We start from the raw sequence: 22,067 nt of genomic DNA, 5'->3' as shown, positions 1-22,067 counted from the left end.
CTGAATAGTATTATTTCAGAATTATTTTATGTGTTTCTACTTGAGAATCTGTATTGATTTTTACAATATACAAGCCTGAATCGAAGCGTTCTAGATGAATTGACTTCGGTGTTTGATTGATCTCAATGGTTTCATTGTAAACAACCTTACCAGTAATATCAATTACAGAAATAGTAGCGTTTTTAGAATTTGTAAGTGATTTAATTGTAATAATTGAATTCGTTACAGTAGGTGAAATTTCAAAATTACCTTTTAAACTATGTTCTGAAATACTTAAGTTGTCATCTAAATCATATCGCGCTAATGCAAAATCTTCATCAGGAGAAGCTTGCATTGTAAATCCTGCTACTGTAAGTTGATTATCGTGTATTATAAAATCCCAAGCTCTATCATGAACACCAAAAAAATCAGTGGTTGCAATTCCGTTTGTTCCGAAATTGGTATCTATCTGTCCATCATAAGAATATTTTGCTATAGTAAAATCTACTGCTTGACCACTTATAGCTGATTCACCAACTGCAAAAATTGAATTGTTTTCGTCTAATTTAATTTTAAAAATTTGAGCTAAAACACTTGGAACTACAGTCACAACACTGCCATTAGTTCCAAATGTTGGATCTAAGTCTCCATTAATATCTAATCGGATAATTGCAAAACTACGCTGAATTCCAATACCATTTGCATAGCCTGCAATAAGAGATTTTCCATCAGGAAGGCTGATTAAAGATTCACCTATGCATGATGCATCTAACACGTTTAAAGTAACAGTTCCGTTAACACCAAAAGATGGATCTAATTCTCCATTATCAAGATAGCGAACTATTGCCATACGACCTTGATTAGATCCAGAGTTAAATACTCCGCCTCCAGCAGCAATAATTTTTCCATCAAAAGTGACTTCTACACCATTTAAATAATCACTTCTGTTGGTAATACTTAAGTTTTGTTTTCCGTCATTGCTAAACGAAGTGTCTAACGAACCATCAGCATTTAATCGAGCAATTGCAGTTTGCCAAATTAAGCCTCCTTCAGTATTTCCAGCAACAATAATTTTTCCATCAGGAGCTAAAGTTATTGCATTAGGTCTTTCATCAGTAGAAGAACCATAACTGATAACTGAAATACCATTATTTCCAAAGGATGTATCATAACTTCCATCTTCATTTAATCTTGCCACTATAAAATCATAATCGTCATTCGTGTTTTTTGATTCAGCAGTAATAAGAATCTTACCATCAGGTTGTCTTATCATATCTTCAATTTCTTCTCTTGTACCTCCAAAATCTATTTCTAGAATGCCGTTAGTGCCAAAAGACGTATCGATACTTCCATCTTGGTTATATCTTATTAATGTTGCTATATAATTAGCACCTCCAGCAGCAATAACCTTGTTATTATCAACTTCAATAATTGAATAAAACACCTCTTGGTCTTCACCAGTTGTTGTCGTTACTAGTCCGTTATTGCCAAACGCTAAATCTAAAGTCCCGTTTTGTGCATATAGTGTTCCAAATGATATATAAATCAATAAAAGAAATAATTGTAAAGGCTGTTTTAATTTTAGTATTGTCATCAGTTTATTAAAATTTAATGCAAAGGTAAATATAGACTATGATATTGTTATAAATTTTTAGTTAAAAACGGTTCTAGATGTGTTTTATGTTTTCCTTTAATTATGAATTAACTAAAATTTAGTAATTCAAAAAATGCAATAACTGTATATTTACACTTCAATAGAATTGTATTTATGCCAACCGACTGTATACCGTTTAGAGACACAAACTATTTTTCGTCATTAATATGTGATTATTTAGATGAAAAAGAAGCGTTGAAACCATTCTATAATCGGTTTCCAAAGCTTGAACATTTCAAAGCGCAAATTGAAGAAAAGCAGACGAGTTTTTCAACTGAATCTAGAAACGTTTTAGTCAAAGCGTTAAATCATCAGTACGAAAATGTTGAGGTTTCAAACCTAACACAAACCCATATTAACTCACTTAAAAATTCAAATACCTTTACAATAGTTACGGGTCATCAACTGAATTTATTTACAGGTCCACTTTACTTTTTTTATAAGATCATTTCTGCAATTAATTTATGCAAAGAATTAAAAGTGAAATATCCTGAATACAATTTTGTTCCCATTTATTGGATGGCTTCTGAAGATCATGATTTTGCTGAAATCAATTATTTCAATTTTAAAGGCAAAAAAGTGCAATGGAATAGAGATGCTTCCGGTGCAGTAGGTGATTTAAATCTTGAGGGTTTAGATCATGTTTTTGAAGTTTTTAGCTCACAATTAAATGCAAATACTAATGAAATTGAGTTAAAGAATAACTTTAAAAAATCATACGTAAGTAATTCTAATTTAGCTGAATCGATGCGTTATTTGGTTAATAAGTTGTTTGAAAATTCTGGTTTGGTTATTGTTGATGGAAATGACAAAGAATTAAAAACGCTTTTCATTCCAAATATAGAAGAAGAACTAATAAAACAAACATCATTTTCGAGAGTTTCTGAAGCTAATCAAATGCTGAATGCCTTAGATGGAAACTATAAAATTCAGGTTAATCCAAGAGAAATAAATCTGTTTTATATTGTTAAAAATATTCGCGAACGTATCATCGAAAAAGAAGATGTTTATTATGTAAACAACACCAGTATTAAATGGAGCAGGAGTGAGATACTAAAAGAAGTCAATGCGTTCCCTGAACGGTTTTCACCTAATGTGATAATGCGACCTTTATATCAAGAGGTGGTTTTACCAAACCTTTGCTATATTGGAGGAGGTGGTGAACTAGCTTATTGGTTGCAGTTAAAATCTAATTTTGAAAGCCAAAAGGTTCCATTTCCAATGCTGTTACTTCGTAATTCTGCATTATTAGTTACTGAAAAGCAAAAGGAAAAACTTGCCAAATTAAACCTTGAAGTATCAGATTTATTTTTAAATCAAGATGCATTAAAAACCAAAATAACAAAGGAAATTTCTGAAATTGATATCGATTTATCATCTCAAAAGCAACATTTAAAAAAACAGTTTAAGGCTTTATATGATTTAGCAGAAAAGACTGATGCTTCTTTTAAAGGTGCTGTTGCTGCTCAAGAGCAAAAACAAATTAATGGATTAGAAGTTTTAGAAAAGCGTTTGCTTAAAGCTCAAAAACGCAAGTTGACAGATCATCTTAATCGCGTCGTGACCCTTCAAAATGAACTGTTTCCAAATCAGAGTTTACAAGAACGCTATATGAATTTTTCGGAGTTTTATTTGGAATATGGTTCAGATTTCATTCCTAAGTTAATCGATAGTTTAAATCCCTTACAAGGTGACTTTTCTATTGTTCAAGTTTAATAGGTTTTTATTTATCGACTTTTGAAAGATCAACTCAACAGACCCATTTCAATCCAGCAAACACCAAAACGGATTGTAAGTTTGGTGCCTTCTCAAACCGAATTATTAATTGATTTGGGACTGGAAGATGCGGTTGTGGGCATTACCAAGTTTTGCATTCATCCAGAACATCTACGGAAAGAAAAAATAGTTGTAGGAGGTACTAAACAAGTGCATTTGGATGAAATCAAATCACTTAATCCTGATATTATCCTATGCAACAAGGAGGAGAATACTAAGGAGATGACTTCTGAATTAGAACAGATAGCTCCAGTTCATATTAGTGATATTTTTAATATTGATGATAGTTTAGAACTCATTGAAATGTATGGTGATTTATTTAATAAGTCTGAAAAAGCACACGAAATCATTACTAAGATTAATCTCAAATTAAAGGCTTTTAAGGAGTTAATGTTAAGTCGACCAAAGCTCAAAGTGGTATACTTTATTTGGAAAAACCCTTGGATGATTGCAGCTAACCAAACTTTCATTAATGAAATGCTTTCTATTAACAACTTTGAAAATGTATTCAAAGACGTTGATCGCTATCCAGAAATAACACTCTCAGAATTAAATAAAAGACAACCTGATGTTATTTTATTGTCTAGTGAGCCTTTTCCCTTTAAAGACCTTGATATTGCTGAATTCAAATCTAGTTTCCCAGAAATTAAAACTAAAATTGTAGATGGTGAGTCGTTTTCTTGGTATGGATCAAGATTAATAAAGGCGTTTGAATATTTTGAAGAATTACAAAAATCAATTTAATTTTTGTGTTGTATTAACGGATTAGTTTTGTTGTAATGTGTTTAAGTCTCTCGTCAAAAATTTAAGCTTATTCATCTTATGTAGAAGTTTTATAGCTTGATATTCTGAAAAATCACTAAGAGCAGAATCCGTTTGTCTTAAATTATATGCTTGCTCAACTAGGCTTTTGTAACGTGATAGCAACGTTTTTTGATTGTCAATAATTTTTTGTGAGTACTTCATTACTATTTAGTTGAGCTATTAAATGTATACAAAATATTGCACTTGCCCAAAAAATAGATTTATAGATTGGTATCGATTTTATAATTTATTTTCTAAATCTAAAAAATAAAAGAAAAAAGAGTGTTGGTAGGATGATTAAAATGGGTAAACTAATGTTATGTTAATATTTGCAATGGATTAAGAATGATTTTATAGTTTTATGAAACAACTATAAATTCAATCCATCATGAAAAGACTAATACTTTCAATTGTAATTTTATGTTCATTAAGCATTAATGCTCAAACAAAACCTTGTAATTGTTGTACAGAAAAACATGCTGAGTTCGACTTTTGGATAGGTGATTGGACAGTTACAAATCCTGATGGTTCAGCCGCTGGAACAAACTCAATTCTTAAAATTCAAGATAATTGTATTCTTCAAGAGAATTGGACAAGTGCCAAAGGCAACTTTACGGGAACTAGCAATAATTTTTATAATTATAAAGCCAAGCAATGGGAACAAATCTGGGTTGATAATCAAGGACAAAGTTTACATCTTAAAGGAAACAAGACAGGAAATCAAATGATTTTACAGACAGATGAGGAGAATAATAAAGATGGAAATCCATTTTTTCATCGCGTAACTTGGACCTTAAATGAGGACGGATCAGTTCGTCAGTATTGGGAAACAATTACCAATGGCAAAGACATCACCGTTGCTTTTGACGGTTTGTATAAAAAACAAAAATAAAGATTGATTAATTTAATCTTGCAATGCAAACACTTTGCGAAGTAGATCGGTTGTTCTAGAAGATACTTTTGTACGAATTTCTTTTTCTTCCACAGCAATCATCGTGTAAACTCCTTTAAGAGCTTCACCAGTAACGTAGTCTGTTAAATCTGGATTTACATTGTTAGTAAATGGTATTGAATTGTATTTATTAATTAGGTTTGACCAAATTTCATCTGCTCCAACTTTGCTAAAACTAGCATTGATAACAGGTTTAAATTTGTTGTAAAGTTCTGATTGTGTTTTACTAGTTAAGTACTGCGTAGCTGCATCATTATTTCCCAATAAAATGTTTTTAGCATCATCAAACGTGATGTCCTTTACAGCGTTTACAAAAATAGGTGTCGCTTCTTTTACAGCATCTTCAGCAGCTCTATTTAATATTTTTAAACCTTCATCTGCCAAATTATCTAAACCTATATCACGTAAACCTTTATCTACTTTTTGTAATTCTTGAGGCAATAAGATCTTAACCAATTCATTTCTGAAAAAACCATCGGTTTGCGTCAACTTACTAACCTGCTTGTCGATGCCTAAATCTAAAGCTTGACGTAAGCCTGAAGCCATATCTGCATTACTTAATACAGTTCCGGTTTGTGGTAATTGGTCAACAACACTTTGTAATTCTGCACATGCTGTAAGGTTGAAAATAAATATAAAAGCTAATAATTTACGCATCATGATGTAAGGTTTTTTGAAGTGACAAATATAGATATTTACACTCGAATTATTTTAAAATTTTATTTCTTGAGTTTAGACATCGTTTTTTGTCTTGAACTCACATTTATTTTGATATCAAAAAGAATTATGTATTAAACAATTATAAATCTTTGAGTGCTTCATTTGAAAATTCCGTAAATTTGTATCCTTTAAAACACATAATTTTACGAATGAAGCAAGTCGCACCATACAACCCGAAATATAAAGTAAGAATCGTAACTGCAGCATCTTTGTTTGATGGTCATGATGCTTCTATTAATATCATGCGTCGAATCATTCAGGCTACTGGAGTTGAAGTAATACATTTAGGACATGACAGAAGTGTTGAAGAAGTTGTTAATACGGCTATTCAAGAAGATGTAAACGCTATTTGTTTAACGTCATATCAAGGTGGACATAATGAGTATTTTAAATACATGCACGACCTTTTAGAAGAAAAAGGAGCAGGTCATATTAAAATCTTCGGAGGAGGAGGAGGCGTAATTCTACCTTCCGAAATTAAAGAACTCATGGATTATGGTATAGCTCGCATCTATTCTCCAGATGATGGAAGAGAAATGGGTTTACAAGGCATGATTAACGATTTAGTTCAGCAATCCGATTTTGCCATTGGAGATTCCTTAAATGGTGAAATTGAAAAACTTCCAAACAAAAATCCAAAAGCGATTGCGCGTGTGATTTCATCTGCAGAAAACTTTCCAGAAATAGCAAAAGCTACTTTAGATAAAATTCATTCCAAAAATAAAGATTCGAAAACACCTGTTCTGGGGATTACAGGAACAGGAGGTGCAGGAAAATCGAGTTTAGTTGATGAATTGGTTCGTCGATTCTTAATCGATTTTCCAGAAAAAACTATTGGAATTGTTTCTGTAGATCCGTCAAAACGAAAAACTGGAGGTGCACTTTTAGGAGATCGTATTCGTATGAATGCTATCAATTCTCCTAGGGTTTATATGCGAAGTTTGGCTACACGTCAATCTAATTTGGCTCTGTCTAAATATGTTAATGAAGCAGTTCAAGTTTTAAAGGCTGCCGAATTTGATTTAATCATTTTAGAGACTTCAGGAATTGGACAATCGGATACTGAAATTATAGAACACAGCGATGTTTCACTTTACGTCATGACTCCAGAATTTGGAGCAGCTACACAATTGGAAAAAATCGATATGCTTGATTTTGCCGATTTAGTAGCCATTAATAAATTTGATAAAAGAGGTTCTCTTGATGCGTTACGTGATGTGAAAAAACAGTATATGCGTAATAATAATCTTTGGGATATTCCTCAAGATCAATTGCCAGTTTTTGGTACGATAGCCTCTCAATTTAACGATCCAGGAATGAATACACTCTACAAAGCCATTATGGATAAACTTGTAGAGAAAACAGATACCGATTTAAAATCGACTTTTCTTATTTCAGATGAAATGAGTGAGAAAATCTTTGTGATACCACCAGCTAGAACACGCTACCTTTCTGAGATTGCTGAAAACAATCGAGCTTACGATAAAACAGCAAATGAGCAAGTTGAGGTGGCTCAAAAGCTCTACGGAATTTATAAAACTATAGAATCTGTAACTGGAAAAAAACCGCAATTAGATAAAGCAGGAATTGAAAGTGAGTCTGTCAGTTCGAGCACAGTTGATAACATAGACTTCGTTAGAATGCTTATTGGAGAATTTGATAGAGTAAAACTTAACTTAGATCCTTATAACTGGGAAGTCATTACAGGTTGGGATGAGAAAGTCAACAAATATAAAAACCCAATCTATTCGTTTAAAGTTCGTGATAAAGAAATCAAAATAGAAACACATACAGAGTCCTTGTCGCATTCGCAAATTCCAAAAGTAGCTTTGCCAAAGTATCAAGCTTGGGGAGATATTTTGCGATGGACCTTGCAGGAGAATGTTCCAGGAGAGTTTCCATATACTGCAGGATTGTATCCTTTTAAACGTACAGGTGAAGATCCAGCGCGAATGTTTGCTGGTGAAGGTGGACCAGAACGAACGAATCGTCGTTTTCATTATGTGAGTATGGGATTACCTGCGAAACGTTTGTCGACAGCTTTTGATAGTGTGACGCTTTATGGAAATGATCCAGATCACAGACCGGATATCTATGGTAAAATTGGTAATGCTGGTGTGTCTATCTGTTGTTTAGATGATGCTAAAAAATTATATTCTGGGTTCAATTTAGCCGATGTCATGACCTCTGTGAGTATGACAATTAATGGTCCTGCACCAATGTTATTAGGCTTCTTTATGAATGCCGCTATCGACCAACAATGTGAGATATACATAAAGGATAATGGCTTAGAGAAAGCGGTCGAAGCTAAAATTGCAAAGCTCTATAAAGGGAAAGTTCGTCCGTCCTACAATGGCGACTTACCAGAAGGAAATAATGGTTTGGGTCTGATGTTACTGGGTGTTACAGGAGATCAAGTTTTAGATGCTGAGGTATATGCAGATATTAAAACCAAAACCATTGCTCAGGTGCGAGGTACAGTTCAAGCAGATATTTTAAAAGAAGACCAAGCACAAAATACTTGTATTTTCTCTACGGAATTCGCACTGCGTTTGATGGGAGATGTACAGGAATATTTTATTGAAAATAATGTCCGTAATTTCTATTCGGTTTCGATTTCAGGATATCATATTGCTGAAGCTGGAGCGAATCCAATTTCACAATTGGCTTTCACCTTATCTAACGGATTTACCTACGTAGAATATTACTTATCGCGAGGAATGGATATCAATAAATTTGGTCCAAACCTATCGTTCTTTTTCTCCAATGGCATCGATCCAGAATATGCAGTTATTGGTCGAGTAGCTCGAAAAATTTGGGCTAAGGCTTTGAAAAATAAATATGGTGCAAATCCAAGAGCACAGATGTTAAAATATCATATTCAAACATCAGGTAGAAGTTTACATGCACAAGAGATTGATTTTAATGATATTCGTACAACGCTTCAAGCCTTATACGCTATCTATGATAACTGTAACTCCTTACATACCAATGCGTATGATGAAGCTATTACCACACCTACTGAAGAATCAGTTCGTCGTGCAATGGCAATTCAATTAATTATCAATAAGGAATTAGGTTTAAATAAAAATGAAAACCCAATACAAGGTTCATTTATAATTGAAGAGTTAACCGACTTAGTAGAAGAAGCGGTTCTTTTAGAATTTGATCGTATTACAGAACGTGGAGGTGTTTTAGGTGCTATGGAAACGATGTATCAACGTTCAAAAATTCAGGAGGAAAGTTTGTATTATGAAACTCTAAAGCACAATGGCGATTTTCCAATTATTGGGGTTAATACGTTTTTAAGTAGTACAGGATCACCAACAGTGTTACCTGCTGAAGTTATTCGTGCTACTGAAGAAGAAAAGCAATTCCAAATTAAAACGTTAGAAAATCTTCATAATGCTAATGATACTAAATTGTTATTGAAGGATTTACAACATAGAGCTATAAATAATGAAAATATCTTTGAAGCCTTAATGGATGTTTGTAAAGTATGTTCCTTAGGCGAAATTACATCTGCTTTATTTGAAGTAGGAGGTCAGTATCGTAGAAATATGTAAGTTTACACATTATATAATTTTTGAGTAACCTCTCAAATCTAGATTACCTGACTTAAATCAATATTAAATAAAAACATTATGAAATACTTTAAGATTATTGCCTTACTACTTTTAAGTTCAACTTTGTCTTTCTATAGTTGCAATGACAATAAGAAAACGGTAAAAGAAGACAATACAAAATCAGTAGAAGTTGAAAAACAGGCTACTAAAGCATCTGAAACAACTACACCACCACCAACTACAACTGAGCCAGCTCAGAATGCCTTTGGTGTTTGGCACTATACCTGTAGGATTGGTTGCCCTGGAGGCGCTGGTACTGCGGCTAAATGTGAAACTTGTGGTAATATTTTAGCGCATAATACGGATTATCATGGTAGTAATAGTAACACAAATGCTTCACCTTTAGTTAATCCTTCCGCAACACCTGCAACACCTGCTGCACCAGAACCTGCTCAAAATTCTGCTGGTGTTTGGCATTATACGTGTGCAAATGGATGTGCTGGTGGATCTGGTTCTACTGGAAATTGTGCCACTTGTCAAGGTCCATTAGCTCACAACGCTGCATATCACTAAATACACCTAAGGTTTAAAAAATAATTACAACGAAATGCATCTTTTTTGAAGTTTTCTCGTCTACTATATGAACTTAAAACTCATATACTATGAAAAATTCAGATTGTACTTGCAACTGTAACAGTTGTAATGATGGAAATTGTAAAAGTTGTACTTGTGAAAACTGTACATGTAACAATTGTAATTGTTAAGCTATAATAAAATGGCAAGATGTAATGTCTATTTTGGTAACTTTATACTGGAATAGGCATTGTTTTGCTTCCTTAATATTATGAAGACAACAAAAGACATATGGACGCTTTATGCTGATGACATCAAATATTTTATTTTAAGCAAAGTAAAAGACACTGTAATTGCTGATGATTTACTTCAAGAAACCTTCATTAAAGCACATACAAAATTAAGTACGCTTAAAGATGAAGAAAAGCTAAAGTCATGGCTGTTTTCCATTGCTAGATATACAGTTCTGGATTACTTTAGACAACGTGAAATCGTCTATGAAATGACCGATGAGGATTTCATTTTTGAAGACCAAAAATTAGATCATACTGATATAGATTGTTTACGAGGTATTATTAAAAAATTGCCTAAAAAATATAGAGACCCATTGTTTTTGAGTGATATAAAAGGCATGAAACAAGCTCAAGTGTCAAATCAATTACATTTACCCTTGGCGACTGTAAAATCTCAAATACAGCGTGGCAGAAAACTAATTGCTCAAGGGTTTATAGAGTGTTGTGATTTTAAAGTAAATGACAAAGGTTTTCTAGTAGGTGAAATAAAAGAAAAAGAAGATTGTAAAGTTTGTACTTAAAATTAAAGTGTCATCATCCAATGGCGCTGTAATCGCTTGAACTTTTTTAATTCACTTTGAAGTATAGGTAAATAGTCTTTGCCATTACTATTGCAATGCTGTAATCGATTGCAATTAAGATGCAAACGATATACTAATCGTTCTATAGAAGCAAAGTGTTTATGTTTCTTATCCGAAAAACGTTCGGCTTGAGCTTTCTCAATTTCTGGAACTAAAGATTCTGACTGTTGAATGATATCCCCTGAAAAATAAATATCTAAATCTTCAGTGCCATCAGACCTTAAATACGATAAATCCTGACCAATATATGTAGAGATGTTTCTTGATAGCACAAGAATATCCATAGCCTTTTGATATATAGGCAGTTCAGATAAATGAGATGGGATATTATAATTCATTTTCAATAGCAATGGAAACAAAATTAGTGACAAGTAATGAAATTATACTTTCGATATTAAAGTAAAAACGTATATTTGATTTAACTATTAACGTATATTTTAAAAATTCTTTAAATGAATATTGATAGCCTGAATTGGAAGATTTTAAAATGCTTGCAAACAAATGCACGTCAGTCTAATGCAGAAATTGGGCGTCAGGTTGGTGTGAGTTCACCTGCAGTTTCTGAACGCATTAAAAAGATGGAAGATGCTGGAATTATCCAAAGTTATAACACCTTAGTAAGTTCGTTTGAAGTCGGTTACCAACTAAAAGCTTTAATCACATTACGTGCTTTTATGGGCATGCTTAAACCTTTTTTAGAAAAGGTAAAAACCTATAATGAGGTTATTAATTGTTATCGCATCACAGGAAATGAAAATATTGTGATGGAAGTGGTATTAAAAAACCAAAAACACTTAGAATCTTTTATTGATCAATTGATAGTTTATGGTGAGACTAAAACGCAAATTGTATTGTCTCATGTTATTAAACATAGTGAGGTCAAGCCACTAAAATAATGACTTATTCAATAATAAGGTGAGGAACAACATTCAGATCCCAATCTATTACCAGTCCTTCTGCTAAACGTTCTGCAATGGCTTTGCCATAGAGGAATTCACATAAGTATAAGGCTGCTTCAAATGATTTTGCACCACCAGCTGAAGTAATGTATTTTCCATCGTGAACAAATAAAACATCCGTCTTAATATCTAAATTTGGGAAGCGTGATCTCATGGCATCAATATCACTTGGGAATGTCGTCGAAACCGAATTATTAAGCAAGCCAGCTTGAGCTAATACAAACGCGCCATCACAATGTGAGGTTATAAATTGGGCTTCAGAATCAATTCGTTTTACAAAATTAATCATTGCTTCGTCTTCTAAATCTGAATCTAAATGATGTTCTGCACTTGGAACAACCAAAATATCAATTTTAGGCAAGTCGTCCTTCAGATAATTAAAATCAGGAATAATCCGCATACCTTCAAAAGTGACAATGGGTTGGTCTGTATTGGCAACAGTAAACACATTCATAGCCTTAATACTATCTCTAAAAATGGTATGTTGAAAAATGTCAAAAGGAGCTGTTAATTCTGTATTAAAAGTGCCATCCATAATAAGAAAAGCAACATTATAACGGTCAGGTTCTAACGTAGGAAATGTTTTTGAGTCTAAATCCTGAACATTATTGAGAATCTCATTATTCTTTTCAGAAGTATTACAACTTACTATGCTAATTAGGATAAATAGAAATATTTGTTTCATTTTATTGTATTCGCCAAGGCGGATTGATTCGATTATTTCCAGCTTTGAATAAAATGATATGGTTTCCGTCTAAATCATATAAATGGGCTTCACGCCACAACCAATCTTTATCTTCGGCTTCAGAAGTAAATATAATTCCTTTTTGTTGAAGTTGATCTACCAATTCATCTAGATTATCATCTTCAAAATAAATTGCAGGGCCATTTCCTATTGGTAATTTTTCTACTTTATGTATGGAGAAAGTAGCATGTCCATCAGGACATTCAAACCTAACATAATTTGGTGAAGCATTTACTATGAGTTTTAAGCCCAACGTAATATAAAATGAGGTCGCTTTTTCAACATCTAATGAAGGTATGGTAATTTGATTGAGATTCATAAGTTTATTTTTTTATCATTTTTGGAAGGTACATGATAATGATTGCTGCGATTGCTAAAATCACAAACATGCCATACCAAGTGGTGTCAAAATCAAAATGGTAAATGGCATTCATGCCAGCATTATGACCAATAATATGTGAAATTGAAAAACTCATACTATACAATCCCATATAACTTCCCTTTCGTCCTTTTGGAGCCATATTTAAAGCTAATGCATTAGAAAAAGGAGAACCTATCATTTCACCAATAGTCATTAAAATCATACCAAGAATTAGTACACCGAAGAGGTCTGAAAAATTGAGAATAATAAAGCTTAATGCTAGAAATATAATACCTAAAATAGTTGCTGTTATCTTGGTCATTCCTAACCTTTCTACCCATGATATCAATGGCATTTCTAGACATACTATCATGATTCCGTTTAAGAACAAAATTGAACCAATGGTAGCTTCTGAAAGGCCATGAACCTGTTTGTAGTAGAGGGGAATAGTTGAAAAGTATTGAATAAATGCAATGGCATTGATAACCATTACAACAAAAAACAATAAGAATGCTGGGTTTCTGTATGGAGAAATACCTTCTTTTACCTGAATAATTTTCTCTTCAATTTTTTTACTTTTCTTTGGTTTTAAAAGGATAATTAACAAAAATGATGCGATGATACAGGTGATGCCATCTACCCAAAAAATTGAAGTGTAACTTGCTTTTGCAATTAAAATCCCACCAATTACAGGTCCTATTGAAAATCCTAAGTTTATGGCTAATCGGATGAGCCCAATATTTCTGGTGACGTTGTTATTAATACTATAGGCATCTGCGGCTACAAAAATTGCTGGACGATAGGTGTCAACAGCTATCATTAGGAAAAACATTCCGAAGCACAACGCATAAAATGTATCCAAAAATTGAATTCCCATAAACCCAAGTCCACCAGCAAAAAGACTTAAAACAATTGTTTTATAGTAACCAATAACATCAGTGAGTTTTCCGCCAATTAAATTACCTACCAAGGAGCCAAATCCATAAAAGGTCATAATCCAGCCGACTTGCGGTAGCGTAAAATCTTTTTGATCAATTAAGTACAATGATAAAAACGGAATTACCATTGCTCCAGCTCGATTAATAAAAGTGACAAAAGACAGAAACCAAATTTCTTTAGCAATGCCTTTATAGGAGTTGATATAATTTTTAAATAATGTTTTCATTTGGTTGTTGTATAAATATAAAAAGTCCGACGCTAGCGTCGGACTTTTTATGATTGATTGGTTATATATTTACATTATCATAGCATATAGGACGTCCGACACTTAAAATAAGGGGTCTGTTTTTTTGTATATGTTACGACGCAATTGTGCATGATTTGTTTTTTATTTATACAGTCAAATCTATGAAAAAAAGGTTTAAGTTGTATTTTTGATTCTGTAAACAATACGTATGAAGTCATTTTTAATATTAATTGTACTAGTTATCACTTTCGGTTGTGCACAAGAAAAGAAACCTGTTTTAGGTGAAACAGAATTTCAAAAAGAATTAAATGCGGAGTATAAGGATGCAACAACTTCTCCATTAAAAGATAAGGATAGAAAGCAATTTGTAGGATTAGATTTTTTTAAATATGATTCGACTTTTGTAGTGAAAGCCAATTTAAAACGCACTCCAGATACAGATTGGTTTGATATGAAAACTACAACCAGCCGTGTGTCTCCAGAACGTATTTACGGAATTTTAACTTTTGAATTGAAAGGAAATACCTACGCATTACATGTATATCAAGGTAAGGATGTTATGAAACAAGAAGGACTTGAAGATTATTTGTTTCTACCGTTTCTTGACGATACAAATGGTGAAGAAAGTTATGGCGGTGGACGTTATATTGATTTAAGAATTCCTAAAGGCGATACCGTTGAGATTGATTTTAACAAAGCTTACAATCCGTATTGCGCTTATAACGATAAATATTCTTGTCCGATAGTTCCAAGAGTTAATTATTTAGCATTAGATGTTAGAGCAGGAGTGAAGGCTTTTGCAAAGTATTAGTTTTTTATTTCACTAAATACATTCCAAAGAAAACAGCTAAAAACCCTAAAATAAAACTTGCTATTGTATAAATCGCAAATGAAGTGAAATCTCCAGATTTTAAAAAGATATGGTTCTCATAGGCAAAGGTAGAAAAGGTTGTGAAACCTCCACAAAACCCTGTAGCCAAAAGTAAGGTTTGGTTAGACGTTAATGTATCATTTTTTGCAGCCATGCCTAAAATAATTCCAATGAGTAGACTCCCGATAATATTAGCTGCAAATGTTCCGTATGGAATTCCGTTTTGAGTATTGTTTAAAAATTTCCCTATGATGAAACGAAGTACACTTCCAAAACCTCCACCGACAAAAACAAGTAATAATTGTTTAATCATTATTTGATTGCAATAAAGATTTCAGTAATCCATTCAGCAGGATTAGGTTGACTAATTGGATCGGTTAAATAAGATTCAATCATAGGTCCAGTTTCTGTTTGTACTAAATTATTAGTTTCAATATAAGCCATGGTTTTGTCCCATGCCTCTTGTAGGTTTTCATAATCTCCTTTAAGAACTGTTTTGACAGTTTTAAAAGGGTCAAGCTGACCAGTAATAATATCGGCTTCGGTTGTTATTACTTTGGAAGTTGTAGGTACACAACATGAAAACATGACAGCATCATTTTCAGGATCCCATTTATGATAAATGACAAAAGGTTTTCCAGCCATTGATATATTATTTGCAATAGCATAAGCTCCAACTTTTGGAAGCATTTCTTGCATTTTTTCTTTAAAATTAGACATCTTACATGATGTGGTGTTATACAGATAGAATCCTCCACCATGTTGTGTTACGCCTTCAATATTGACGCTATATTTTTTCATATCAGCAATTAAGATACTATCTAATTTTTCTAAACCTCTTTCAAAATGTGGACCTATTTGTTTTTCCATTCCTCCCATTAAGGTCGAAAATATTTTAAAATCAAAAGGCAAATCCTTTCCACTTATATTCCATGTGACTTCTGTAGAACCATCGTTGTTGGGTTTAAAGTTCCAGGTTATGTCCGATTTTGGAAAATCACCAAATTGCATGTCTTGAGAAATTGTATGCATTGGACTTGTATCAATAGTATTCATTATTCCAACGCCATCTTCATCTTCCCAAGAATACGAACCGCCAATACCTTCGGTTTTATCAGATAAGGTGATTTTGGTCTCAGGTTTTGCTTCAACCCAAGATGACCAGGATTCCCAGTTTTTAAAATCTATTACATTATTATAGACTACGCTTTGAGGAGCATTTATGGTTCTTGTTCTTGTGACATCAAATGAATTTGGTTGAACAGCAATGTAGATGGCTAATCCTATTACAAGGATTAGAATTAAAAATAAAATATATTTCAACGCTTTCATCTTCTGATAATTTGATTGATAATAGATTGTACTATCAAAGATAATCATTTTTAGATGATATTTATAGGTGTAAATGATTGCACATTTACGTTGAATATTTTATTAGTTTTTATTTATGCTGAATTTAAGTAGCATTAAATTAATAATAATAAGTAATGTGAAAATTGATATGATAAGCATGACTGTATTTTAAATTACATCTGAATGATTAAATAAATGTCATCAAATTTTAAATTTAAAATCCCCAATTAAGGGGATTTTACTTAGTTGGATACAATTGATTATCCCTATGATTAATAGTATTCCAACTCTAAAAAATTGATTGTTTATTGTTTTATAAATCGTTTTGTTGACTGCATTGTATTACTACTGACAGAAATGAGATATACACCTGCAGATAACTGATCTATAGCAATCGCTGTTAGCTCAGTCGTTAGTTCTTTTTTAAATAGGAATTTACCGTTTACATCATATACTTGTGCAGTGGCTTCACTTCCTGATTTAGTTTTTATTGAAATCCATTCATTTGCAGGATTTGGATAGATACTAAAGTTATCAACTTCAAAATCAGTTGAACTCAACTCATCATCAATGATTACGGTTATATTAGCTCTAACAATAACTAAATCAGGAAGTGTCGTATTGGTGATTTCGCAATAGTAAACTCCACTATCTGGTATTTGAGCATTTACAATAGTGTAGGTGCTTGCAACAGCACCACTTATAGCTACATTGTCCTTGTACCATTGAAATTGATTGTTTGAAGCCGTATCCTCACCATCACGATCAATAGTTGCATCATTGAGATCTAGTACAATATCTGCACCTGGAAGAGACATAATTTCTTCTTCTTGATCTAAAGTTCTTTGTGGTGAATAACTAATAAAAGAATAGGGTACTCCATTATTCACTAAAGGGACTAAATCACTAAAATCAAAAAAGTTGTTTTCTAGTGTAATTTGAGGTGTTGGATTTATATTACCTGAGAAATCTGGTAATGGTCCAACTAGGTCATTATCGTTTAAATATATCCGAGCTAAATTTGTTAAATTACTTAAACTGTTAGGGATTTGTCCTTCCATGTTATTACCTCGTATATCTAGGGTAAATAGACTTGTTAAGTTACTAAAAGATGCTGGAATAGTTCCTGTAAAACTTTGGCCATTACCAGCAAAAGTGCGTTCTCCAAAGAGTGTCATATCTATTAGACTTGAGAGATTTCCAAGCGAAGGAGGTAAATCACCTGTCATGCCTGTAGCAATGATTCTCAGTTCCCATAAATTTGATAAATTACCAACACTAGCTGGTATTGGTCCTGTGTTTCCAGTTAACTGAAGACGTAACCTTTGAAGCTCACTAAGATTTCCAACACTAGAAGGTAGTTCTCCAGTTAGACCTTGTTCAATACCGATAGATAGCATTTCTAAATGGATTAAGTCTCCAATTTCAGTAGGTAATTCTCCATTGAGCCCAGCATCACCAAAAATATTTATTTCTATTACTTTATTTCCTCTAGTTTTAATAAAGGACCAAGTTCCAACAGGTTCGGTACTTAACCAATTTATATTGTTTGTCCAATTATCACCATCAAGGGCATTGTAAAATGCAATTAATGCATCTCTTTCTTGCTGACTTACTGGACCAGTTAAATGTATAGGTAAACGACGAATTATTAAATCTGGTATAGACGTACTAGATATTTCACAGATGTAATTGTCTAAATCGGACGCTTGAATATTGGTTAATTCATGTGTCGCGTTTGTAGCTCCATTCACAATGATATCTGGTTGTGTAGCTCGGTCTTTATACCATTGGTAAGCTACATTTGATCCTGCGATTGGTGTAACTTCAAGGGTATAATTAGAGCCTAAGGTAGGTTCAAAATTTATAATTGGGTCAAGACTTGTTTGTGATGAATATCTAAAATCGGTTATAGTTGAATTATTGGCAAAGTGTGTTTCAAGATCTTCAACCGAAAAATAATTTTGATTTACATCGTAAGTTTCTAAGCTTGAAATTGAACTTAAATCTGGCACTTCTCCGTATAAATTATTTGATCTAAAATCTGCAGTTTCTAAAAATGCCAAATCAGTAAGTGAACTAGGTAAGGTTCCTGTTGCGCCAAAAGTTGCAATAACTAAGGACGTAACATGACCATCTTCTACAGTTACATTAGCCCAAGTTGAAACAGGAGCACTTGTATTCCAATTGGTATTAAAAAGCCAGTTAGGACCATCTGTAGCATTGTATAAATCAATAAGTGCTTGGCGTTCTTCTGGACTTGCCTCTTGGGCAATAGTTGCTTGTACTTTCGATAATTCACCAGGCGCATCTCTGTACACAAGTACGTAATAAGATTGACCACTTACCATATTGATTAAAGGTTGAGTCTCAAAAGCGCAATTTGAAATCAAAGTTAAATCTGCTTCAGATGTTACATTAAGGTCAGGAGCTGTAAAAATAATCACGAATGCGTTCCCTGTAATAGCACCACCATTTTGGGGAAATAGGAAAAATTGGGCAGTACCATTTGTTGTTGCAGTAAATTTATAATACACTTTTGCGAAAGCGCCAGTTCCGCAACCATTTGGATCTATGCCATTCGTGGTCGCCAGATCTAAGCGTAAATTTTCATCATAAAAGTTTGCCTCTGTAACTTCAATGGCATTTTCGATTAAATCGTTAGGAGGAGGAGCAGCGAAAGTAAATGTAATTCTAGATAAAGTATCAGCGTCAATTCTATGAACTTCAACATAATATGATTGTCCGTTCGTAACGGTTACAGTTGCAGTTTCTCCAAACTGGCAGGCGGAAGCAACATTTAGCTGTGACTCATCAGTTTGGTTTAAATTAGGGGCAGTATAAAAAATAACAAATCCTTGGGTAATAGGATCGCTAATCATATCTGTAAGTACTGCATTTACAACACCATCATTATTCGCTGTAAATTTGTAAAATATTTTTTGATAGATACCAGTTGCACATCCAGCAGCATCTACACCAGAAGCTGTAGCCAAATCTAAACGAAGGTTTTCTTCATTGTAACCAGAAGGGTCAATTTCAATTGCATTTTCTATTAAATCGTTGGTAGGAACTTGTGAAAAAGAATTAAAAGTTAATAAAAGGGCAGTCAAAGTGAGTAATAATCTCTTCATAATTAAAGGTTTAAAAGGGTTGAATAAATAGCTATTACGAAGATGCGGATACTTTCATTTAAAAAAAATACCCAATAAAGGGTAGATTTAGAAACGATATTTTTTTTCTAAAGCATATCGCATGAGTTCACCTTTACCTTGAAGTCCCAAAATACGAGCCATATTTTTCCGGTGTGTATCTACTGTATGTACTCCTATAAATAATTCATCAGCAATTTCTCTTGAGGTTTTACCTAGTGCAATAAGTTCTAGAATTTCAATTTGACGTTTGGTTAAAAGACCTTTTGTTTTCGTTTTGTTTTCTGAAGCTAATGCATTTGTATTGATATTGGCATCAAAATAAGTGTCACCGTTTGCCACAGCTCGAATGGCATTTAAAACTTCATTTAAAGATGAATTTTTTAAAATATATCCTGAAGCACCTGCTTCGAGCATTTGCTCAATGGCTTCAGTTTGGTCAAACATAGTAAATGATAGAATTTTAACTTCAGGATGTGATTTTTTAATACGTTTAGCCGCTTCAATTCCATCTAGTTTAGGCATTCTAATATCTGTAAGCACAACTGTTGGACGCTTTTTTTCGACAATCTCTAAGAGTGCCTCTCCATCATTAGCTGTCCCAACAATAGAAATATCATCTTCGTATTCTAATAGAAGAGAAATACCATCAATTAAAGATTGGTGATCTTCTGCAATTGCGAGTCGTATCATATTGGAATATCTATTATTATGGTTGTACCTTGATTGTGTTCAGATTCTATGGTTAACGTGCCATCCAAATGTGCAACACGTTTATCAATACTACTTATTCCCATGCCTTTTTTTGTTTTGGTAATCTGACTTGCATTAAATCCTTTGCCGTTATCTTCAACCATAATATTAAGCGTGTCTTCATGGTTTGTGATGTGTATATTGGCTTCGGTAGCATTAGCATGTTTAATAATGTTTGTGATGAGCTCTTGAATAATTCTGAAAATAGTAAGTTCTAAACTATTTTCTAGTCGTTCATCTAAACCATGATCAATGACATTAATCTTAATTTTGTTTAGAACAGAAACTTTATCTGCCATTTGCTGAACGGCTTTTAAAAGGCCTTGTTTAGCAATAACACCAGAGTTTTTTGCATGTGCGACAGAACGTACTTTTTCATAAGCCTCATCAATCAATTGATTGGTTTTAGCATACAATTCTGGTGTTTGTTTTTCTTTGAGTGCATTAAAATGAAGTTTCACAGTTGCCATGAGTCCGCCTAAATCATCATGTAAGTCATTAGCTATCCGTTGTCGTTCTTTTTCCTGACCTTCAATCATGGCGTCGATGGTTGTTAGTTCTTGTTCTTTAAGAACAGTGGCTAGTTTTTGGGTTTCAAGTTCTTTGTCTTGTTCCGCAAGTTTTTGTTTGCGTTTTGTGTTTTTGAAGATGAGGAAAGCAATAATGCTACCTAGAGCTAAACTTCCTGCTAGACCTAATGCAATATTTTGGTTTTGTTTTCTTTTGGCTTCACTTTTCAAATTATCATTGCTGAGTTGTAGAATCTCTTTTTCTTTTTTCTCAGTTTCATATTTGGTATTAATTTCTGTTATTTTCGTAGCCTTTGAGTATTCATTTAATGTGTCTGAATAGGCATTTCGGCTTTTTAAATAGGAATAAGCATTTTCCCAGTTATTGCTTTGTAATTCAATGTCTGCGAGTAGTTCATTTATTTTTACTTTTTCAACAAATCTATATTTTGGAAGATTAATTGAGTTTGAAAACTGAAAGTATTTTTTCGCATTTTCGTAATCTTCCTTTCTTAAATAGATTAGCCCAATGTTAGCATTAATGCCGAACAACTCATTACGATAAAATTGATATGGCTTTTCTTGCATTAATTCCTTAGCTTTCAAATAGTAAACTAATGAAGAGTCAGAATTTTTTTTGAAGTAATCAAATTCAACACCTATAAGCTGGTTTATTTTTGCTTTCAAGAAACTAAGATCTTTGTCTTTAATAGCTGATAATACTAATTTTAAACTAGCAATTTTTTCTAATCTATGTTCACTTCCTTCATAATTATAGAGATGAAATGAATATGTTGCCTTTTCGTTTGCATCATACAAATAATCTTTATAGATATCCAAATAAATAGGATAGCCGTCTAAAGAATGTCTTGTTTTAAATAATTGTTTGAAGATTTTTTTACAAGACTCAGTGATGAGTATGGTGTCTTTAGTTTTTAGAGCAGTATTAACTGCTTTAGAATAATAACTATATGCTAATGAATCTTCAGGGATATTTTTAAAAAGATAATAATCTCCTAAGAGAATTAATTTTAGAGTGCTATTTTTAATGCTACTGCTGTCTATTTTAAAGTCTATTAATGAGTCAGTAGTTCCATTAATAATTAATTGTTTTTGATTATTTAGATAATCAAATTCAGATTGGTTAAGTTTTAAAGTTGGTTGTAATTTTTCTAAATCATCTAATTTATACGATTTAAGTAATTGGATGGCATTATTAAAATCTTGAGCGTAACTATTAATTACGCTCAAAAAAAATAATATAAGGATATAGTTTGTTC

The 22,067-nt window shown here is 32.8% G+C and carries 20 protein-coding genes; 8 read left to right on the top strand and 12 right to left on the bottom strand.

The genetic code is table 11. The features are described 5' to 3' along the window. Positions 1 to 10 precede the first annotated feature (10 nt). Complete coding sequence (locus tag VOI25_RS08330) at positions 11 to 1,573, bottom strand: T9SS type A sorting domain-containing protein (protein ID WP_323788598.1); 1,563 nt, start codon at positions 1,571 to 1,573, stop codon at positions 11 to 13. 174 nt (positions 1,574 to 1,747) lie between these two features. Between VOI25_RS08330 and bshC the strand changes: the two genes are divergently transcribed. Continuing rightward, positions 1,748 to 3,349: a bacillithiol biosynthesis cysteine-adding enzyme BshC gene (gene bshC / locus VOI25_RS08325; RefSeq protein ID WP_323788597.1), complete on the top strand. Its 1,602-nt coding sequence runs from the start codon at positions 1,748 to 1,750 to the stop codon at positions 3,347 to 3,349. A 21-nt stretch (positions 3,350 to 3,370) separates the two neighbouring features. Next, positions 3,371 to 4,153, top strand: a complete 783-nt coding sequence (locus VOI25_RS08320; RefSeq protein ID WP_323788596.1) for a helical backbone metal receptor — start codon at positions 3,371 to 3,373, stop codon at positions 4,151 to 4,153. A 21-nt stretch (positions 4,154 to 4,174) separates the two neighbouring features. On the opposite strand, the gene VOI25_RS08315 is transcribed toward VOI25_RS08320, so the two are convergent. Next, a complete protein-coding gene (locus VOI25_RS08315) occupies positions 4,175 to 4,375 on the bottom strand; it encodes a Lacal_2735 family protein (protein ID WP_323788595.1) in 201 nt (66 codons plus the stop codon). 226 nt (positions 4,376 to 4,601) lie between these two features. On the opposite strand from VOI25_RS08315, the gene VOI25_RS08310 reads away from it, so the two are divergent. After that, a complete protein-coding gene (locus VOI25_RS08310) occupies positions 4,602 to 5,105 on the top strand; it encodes a hypothetical protein (RefSeq protein ID WP_323788594.1) in 504 nt (167 codons plus the stop codon). Between the two features lie 12 nt (positions 5,106 to 5,117). Here the strand turns inward: VOI25_RS08310 and VOI25_RS08305 are convergent, their stop codons facing one another. After that, positions 5,118 to 5,822 carry a DUF4197 domain-containing protein gene (locus VOI25_RS08305; protein ID WP_416376068.1) on the bottom strand — a complete coding sequence of 235 codons (705 nt, stop codon included), beginning with the start codon at positions 5,820 to 5,822 and terminating at the stop codon, positions 5,118 to 5,120. A 212-nt stretch (positions 5,823 to 6,034) separates the two neighbouring features. Between VOI25_RS08305 and VOI25_RS08300 the strand changes: the two genes are divergently transcribed. The 3 genes from VOI25_RS08300 (at position 6,035) to VOI25_RS08290 (ending at position 10,838) form a co-directional block, all read left to right on the top strand. Then, positions 6,035 to 9,451: a methylmalonyl-CoA mutase family protein gene (locus VOI25_RS08300; RefSeq protein WP_323788592.1), complete on the top strand. Its 3,417-nt coding sequence runs from the start codon at positions 6,035 to 6,037 to the stop codon at positions 9,449 to 9,451. A 78-nt stretch (positions 9,452 to 9,529) separates the two neighbouring features. Beyond that, positions 9,530 to 10,024 (top strand): hypothetical protein, encoded by a 495-nt coding sequence (locus tag VOI25_RS08295; RefSeq protein ID WP_323788591.1) that lies wholly within the window; start codon positions 9,530 to 9,532, stop codon positions 10,022 to 10,024. Between the two features lie 271 nt (positions 10,025 to 10,295). Beyond that, positions 10,296 to 10,838, top strand: coding sequence for a sigma-70 family RNA polymerase sigma factor (locus VOI25_RS08290; RefSeq protein WP_323788590.1), 543 nt, complete (start codon positions 10,296 to 10,298; stop codon positions 10,836 to 10,838). Between the two features lie 2 nt (positions 10,839 to 10,840). On the opposite strand, the gene VOI25_RS08285 is transcribed toward VOI25_RS08290, so the two are convergent. Continuing rightward, positions 10,841 to 11,236: a hypothetical protein gene (locus VOI25_RS08285; RefSeq protein WP_323788589.1), complete on the bottom strand. Its 396-nt coding sequence runs from the start codon at positions 11,234 to 11,236 to the stop codon at positions 10,841 to 10,843. A 114-nt stretch (positions 11,237 to 11,350) separates the two neighbouring features. Between VOI25_RS08285 and VOI25_RS08280 the strand changes: the two genes are divergently transcribed. After that, on the top strand, positions 11,351 to 11,794 hold the full coding sequence (locus tag VOI25_RS08280; protein ID WP_323788588.1) for an Lrp/AsnC family transcriptional regulator: 444 nt from the start codon (positions 11,351 to 11,353) through the stop codon (positions 11,792 to 11,794). A gap of 4 nt (positions 11,795 to 11,798) precedes the next feature. Here the strand turns inward: VOI25_RS08280 and VOI25_RS08275 are convergent, their stop codons facing one another. Genes VOI25_RS08275 through VOI25_RS08265 form a run of 3 tightly spaced genes read right to left on the bottom strand, consistent with a single transcriptional unit; the run spans position 11,799 to position 14,128 of the window. Continuing rightward, the gene (locus tag VOI25_RS08275; protein WP_323788587.1) at positions 11,799 to 12,542 is read right to left on the bottom strand and encodes a DJ-1/PfpI family protein; all 744 of its coding nucleotides are present in this window, start codon (positions 12,540 to 12,542) and stop codon (positions 11,799 to 11,801) included. 1 nt (position 12,543) lies between these two features. Further along, positions 12,544 to 12,921 (bottom strand): VOC family protein, encoded by a 378-nt coding sequence (locus VOI25_RS08270; RefSeq protein WP_323788586.1) that lies wholly within the window; start codon positions 12,919 to 12,921, stop codon positions 12,544 to 12,546. 4 nt (positions 12,922 to 12,925) lie between these two features. Next, complete coding sequence (locus VOI25_RS08265; RefSeq protein WP_323788585.1) at positions 12,926 to 14,128, bottom strand: MFS transporter; 1,203 nt, start codon at positions 14,126 to 14,128, stop codon at positions 12,926 to 12,928. A gap of 229 nt (positions 14,129 to 14,357) precedes the next feature. Here VOI25_RS08265 and VOI25_RS08260 point away from each other — a divergent pair, with 229 nt between their 5' ends. Further along, positions 14,358 to 14,960, top strand: a complete 603-nt coding sequence (locus VOI25_RS08260) for a DUF1684 domain-containing protein (RefSeq protein WP_323788584.1) — start codon at positions 14,358 to 14,360, stop codon at positions 14,958 to 14,960. Between the two features lie 4 nt (positions 14,961 to 14,964). On the opposite strand, the gene crcB is transcribed toward VOI25_RS08260, so the two are convergent. The 5 genes from crcB to VOI25_RS08235 all read right to left on the bottom strand — a co-directional run bounded on the left by crcB (position 14,965) and on the right by VOI25_RS08235 (position 22,038). Further along, positions 14,965 to 15,330, bottom strand: a complete 366-nt coding sequence (crcB, locus tag VOI25_RS08255) for a fluoride efflux transporter CrcB (RefSeq protein ID WP_323788811.1) — start codon at positions 15,328 to 15,330, stop codon at positions 14,965 to 14,967. Between the two features lie 2 nt (positions 15,331 to 15,332). After that, the gene (locus VOI25_RS08250; protein ID WP_323788583.1) at positions 15,333 to 16,352 is read right to left on the bottom strand and encodes an SRPBCC family protein; all 1,020 of its coding nucleotides are present in this window, start codon (positions 16,350 to 16,352) and stop codon (positions 15,333 to 15,335) included. Positions 16,353 to 16,678: 326 nt separating this feature from the next. After that, a complete protein-coding gene (locus tag VOI25_RS08245) occupies positions 16,679 to 19,507 on the bottom strand; it encodes a T9SS type A sorting domain-containing protein (RefSeq protein WP_323788582.1) in 2,829 nt (942 codons plus the stop codon). Positions 19,508 to 19,594: 87 nt separating this feature from the next. Continuing rightward, positions 19,595 to 20,218: a response regulator transcription factor gene (locus VOI25_RS08240; protein WP_323788581.1), complete on the bottom strand. Its 624-nt coding sequence runs from the start codon at positions 20,216 to 20,218 to the stop codon at positions 19,595 to 19,597. Then, positions 20,215 to 22,038, bottom strand: coding sequence for a sensor histidine kinase (locus VOI25_RS08235; protein ID WP_323788580.1), 1,824 nt, complete (start codon positions 22,036 to 22,038; stop codon positions 20,215 to 20,217). The genes VOI25_RS08240 and VOI25_RS08235 overlap by 4 nt, the downstream gene beginning before the upstream one ends. Between the last annotated feature and the right edge of the window lie 29 nt (positions 22,039 to 22,067).

Origin of the sequence: Psychroserpens sp. (assembly GCF_034670085.1) — a bacterium.
Classification (GTDB): Bacteria; Bacteroidota; Bacteroidia; order Flavobacteriales; family Flavobacteriaceae; genus Psychroserpens.
Note: the sequence above shows the minus strand (reverse complement) of the source record. Positions and strands in the feature narration are given on the sequence as shown.

Bases quoted from the DNA above. Each gene is read 5' to 3' on its own strand.
- VOI25_RS08330 (WP_323788598.1), bottom strand. From the start codon at position 1,573: ATGACAATACTAAAATTAAAACAGCCTTTACAATTATTTCTTTTATTG.
- bshC (WP_323788597.1), top strand. From the start codon at position 1,748: ATGCCAACCGACTGTATACCGTTTAGAGACACAAACTATTTTTCGTCA.
- VOI25_RS08315 (WP_323788595.1), bottom strand. From the start codon at position 4,375: ATGAAGTACTCACAAAAAATTATTGACAATCAAAAAACGTTGCTATCA.
- VOI25_RS08310 (WP_323788594.1), top strand. From the start codon at position 4,602: ATGAAAAGACTAATACTTTCAATTGTAATTTTATGTTCATTAAGCATT.
- VOI25_RS08305 (WP_416376068.1), bottom strand. From the start codon at position 5,822: ATGCGTAAATTATTAGCTTTTATATTTATTTTCAACCTTACAGCATGT.
- VOI25_RS08300 (WP_323788592.1), top strand. From the start codon at position 6,035: ATGAAGCAAGTCGCACCATACAACCCGAAATATAAAGTAAGAATCGTA.
- VOI25_RS08295 (WP_323788591.1), top strand. From the start codon at position 9,530: ATGAAATACTTTAAGATTATTGCCTTACTACTTTTAAGTTCAACTTTG.
- VOI25_RS08290 (WP_323788590.1), top strand. From the start codon at position 10,296: ATGAAGACAACAAAAGACATATGGACGCTTTATGCTGATGACATCAAA.
- VOI25_RS08285 (WP_323788589.1), bottom strand. From the start codon at position 11,236: ATGAATTATAATATCCCATCTCATTTATCTGAACTGCCTATATATCAA.
- VOI25_RS08280 (WP_323788588.1), top strand. From the start codon at position 11,351: ATGAATATTGATAGCCTGAATTGGAAGATTTTAAAATGCTTGCAAACA.
- VOI25_RS08275 (WP_323788587.1), bottom strand. From the start codon at position 12,542: ATGAAACAAATATTTCTATTTATCCTAATTAGCATAGTAAGTTGTAAT.
- VOI25_RS08270 (WP_323788586.1), bottom strand. From the start codon at position 12,921: ATGAATCTCAATCAAATTACCATACCTTCATTAGATGTTGAAAAAGCG.
- VOI25_RS08265 (WP_323788585.1), bottom strand. From the start codon at position 14,128: ATGAAAACATTATTTAAAAATTATATCAACTCCTATAAAGGCATTGCT.
- VOI25_RS08260 (WP_323788584.1), top strand. From the start codon at position 14,358: ATGAAGTCATTTTTAATATTAATTGTACTAGTTATCACTTTCGGTTGT.
- VOI25_RS08250 (WP_323788583.1), bottom strand. From the start codon at position 16,352: ATGAAAGCGTTGAAATATATTTTATTTTTAATTCTAATCCTTGTAATA.
- VOI25_RS08245 (WP_323788582.1), bottom strand. From the start codon at position 19,507: ATGAAGAGATTATTACTCACTTTGACTGCCCTTTTATTAACTTTTAAT.
- VOI25_RS08240 (WP_323788581.1), bottom strand. From the start codon at position 20,218: ATGATACGACTCGCAATTGCAGAAGATCACCAATCTTTAATTGATGGT.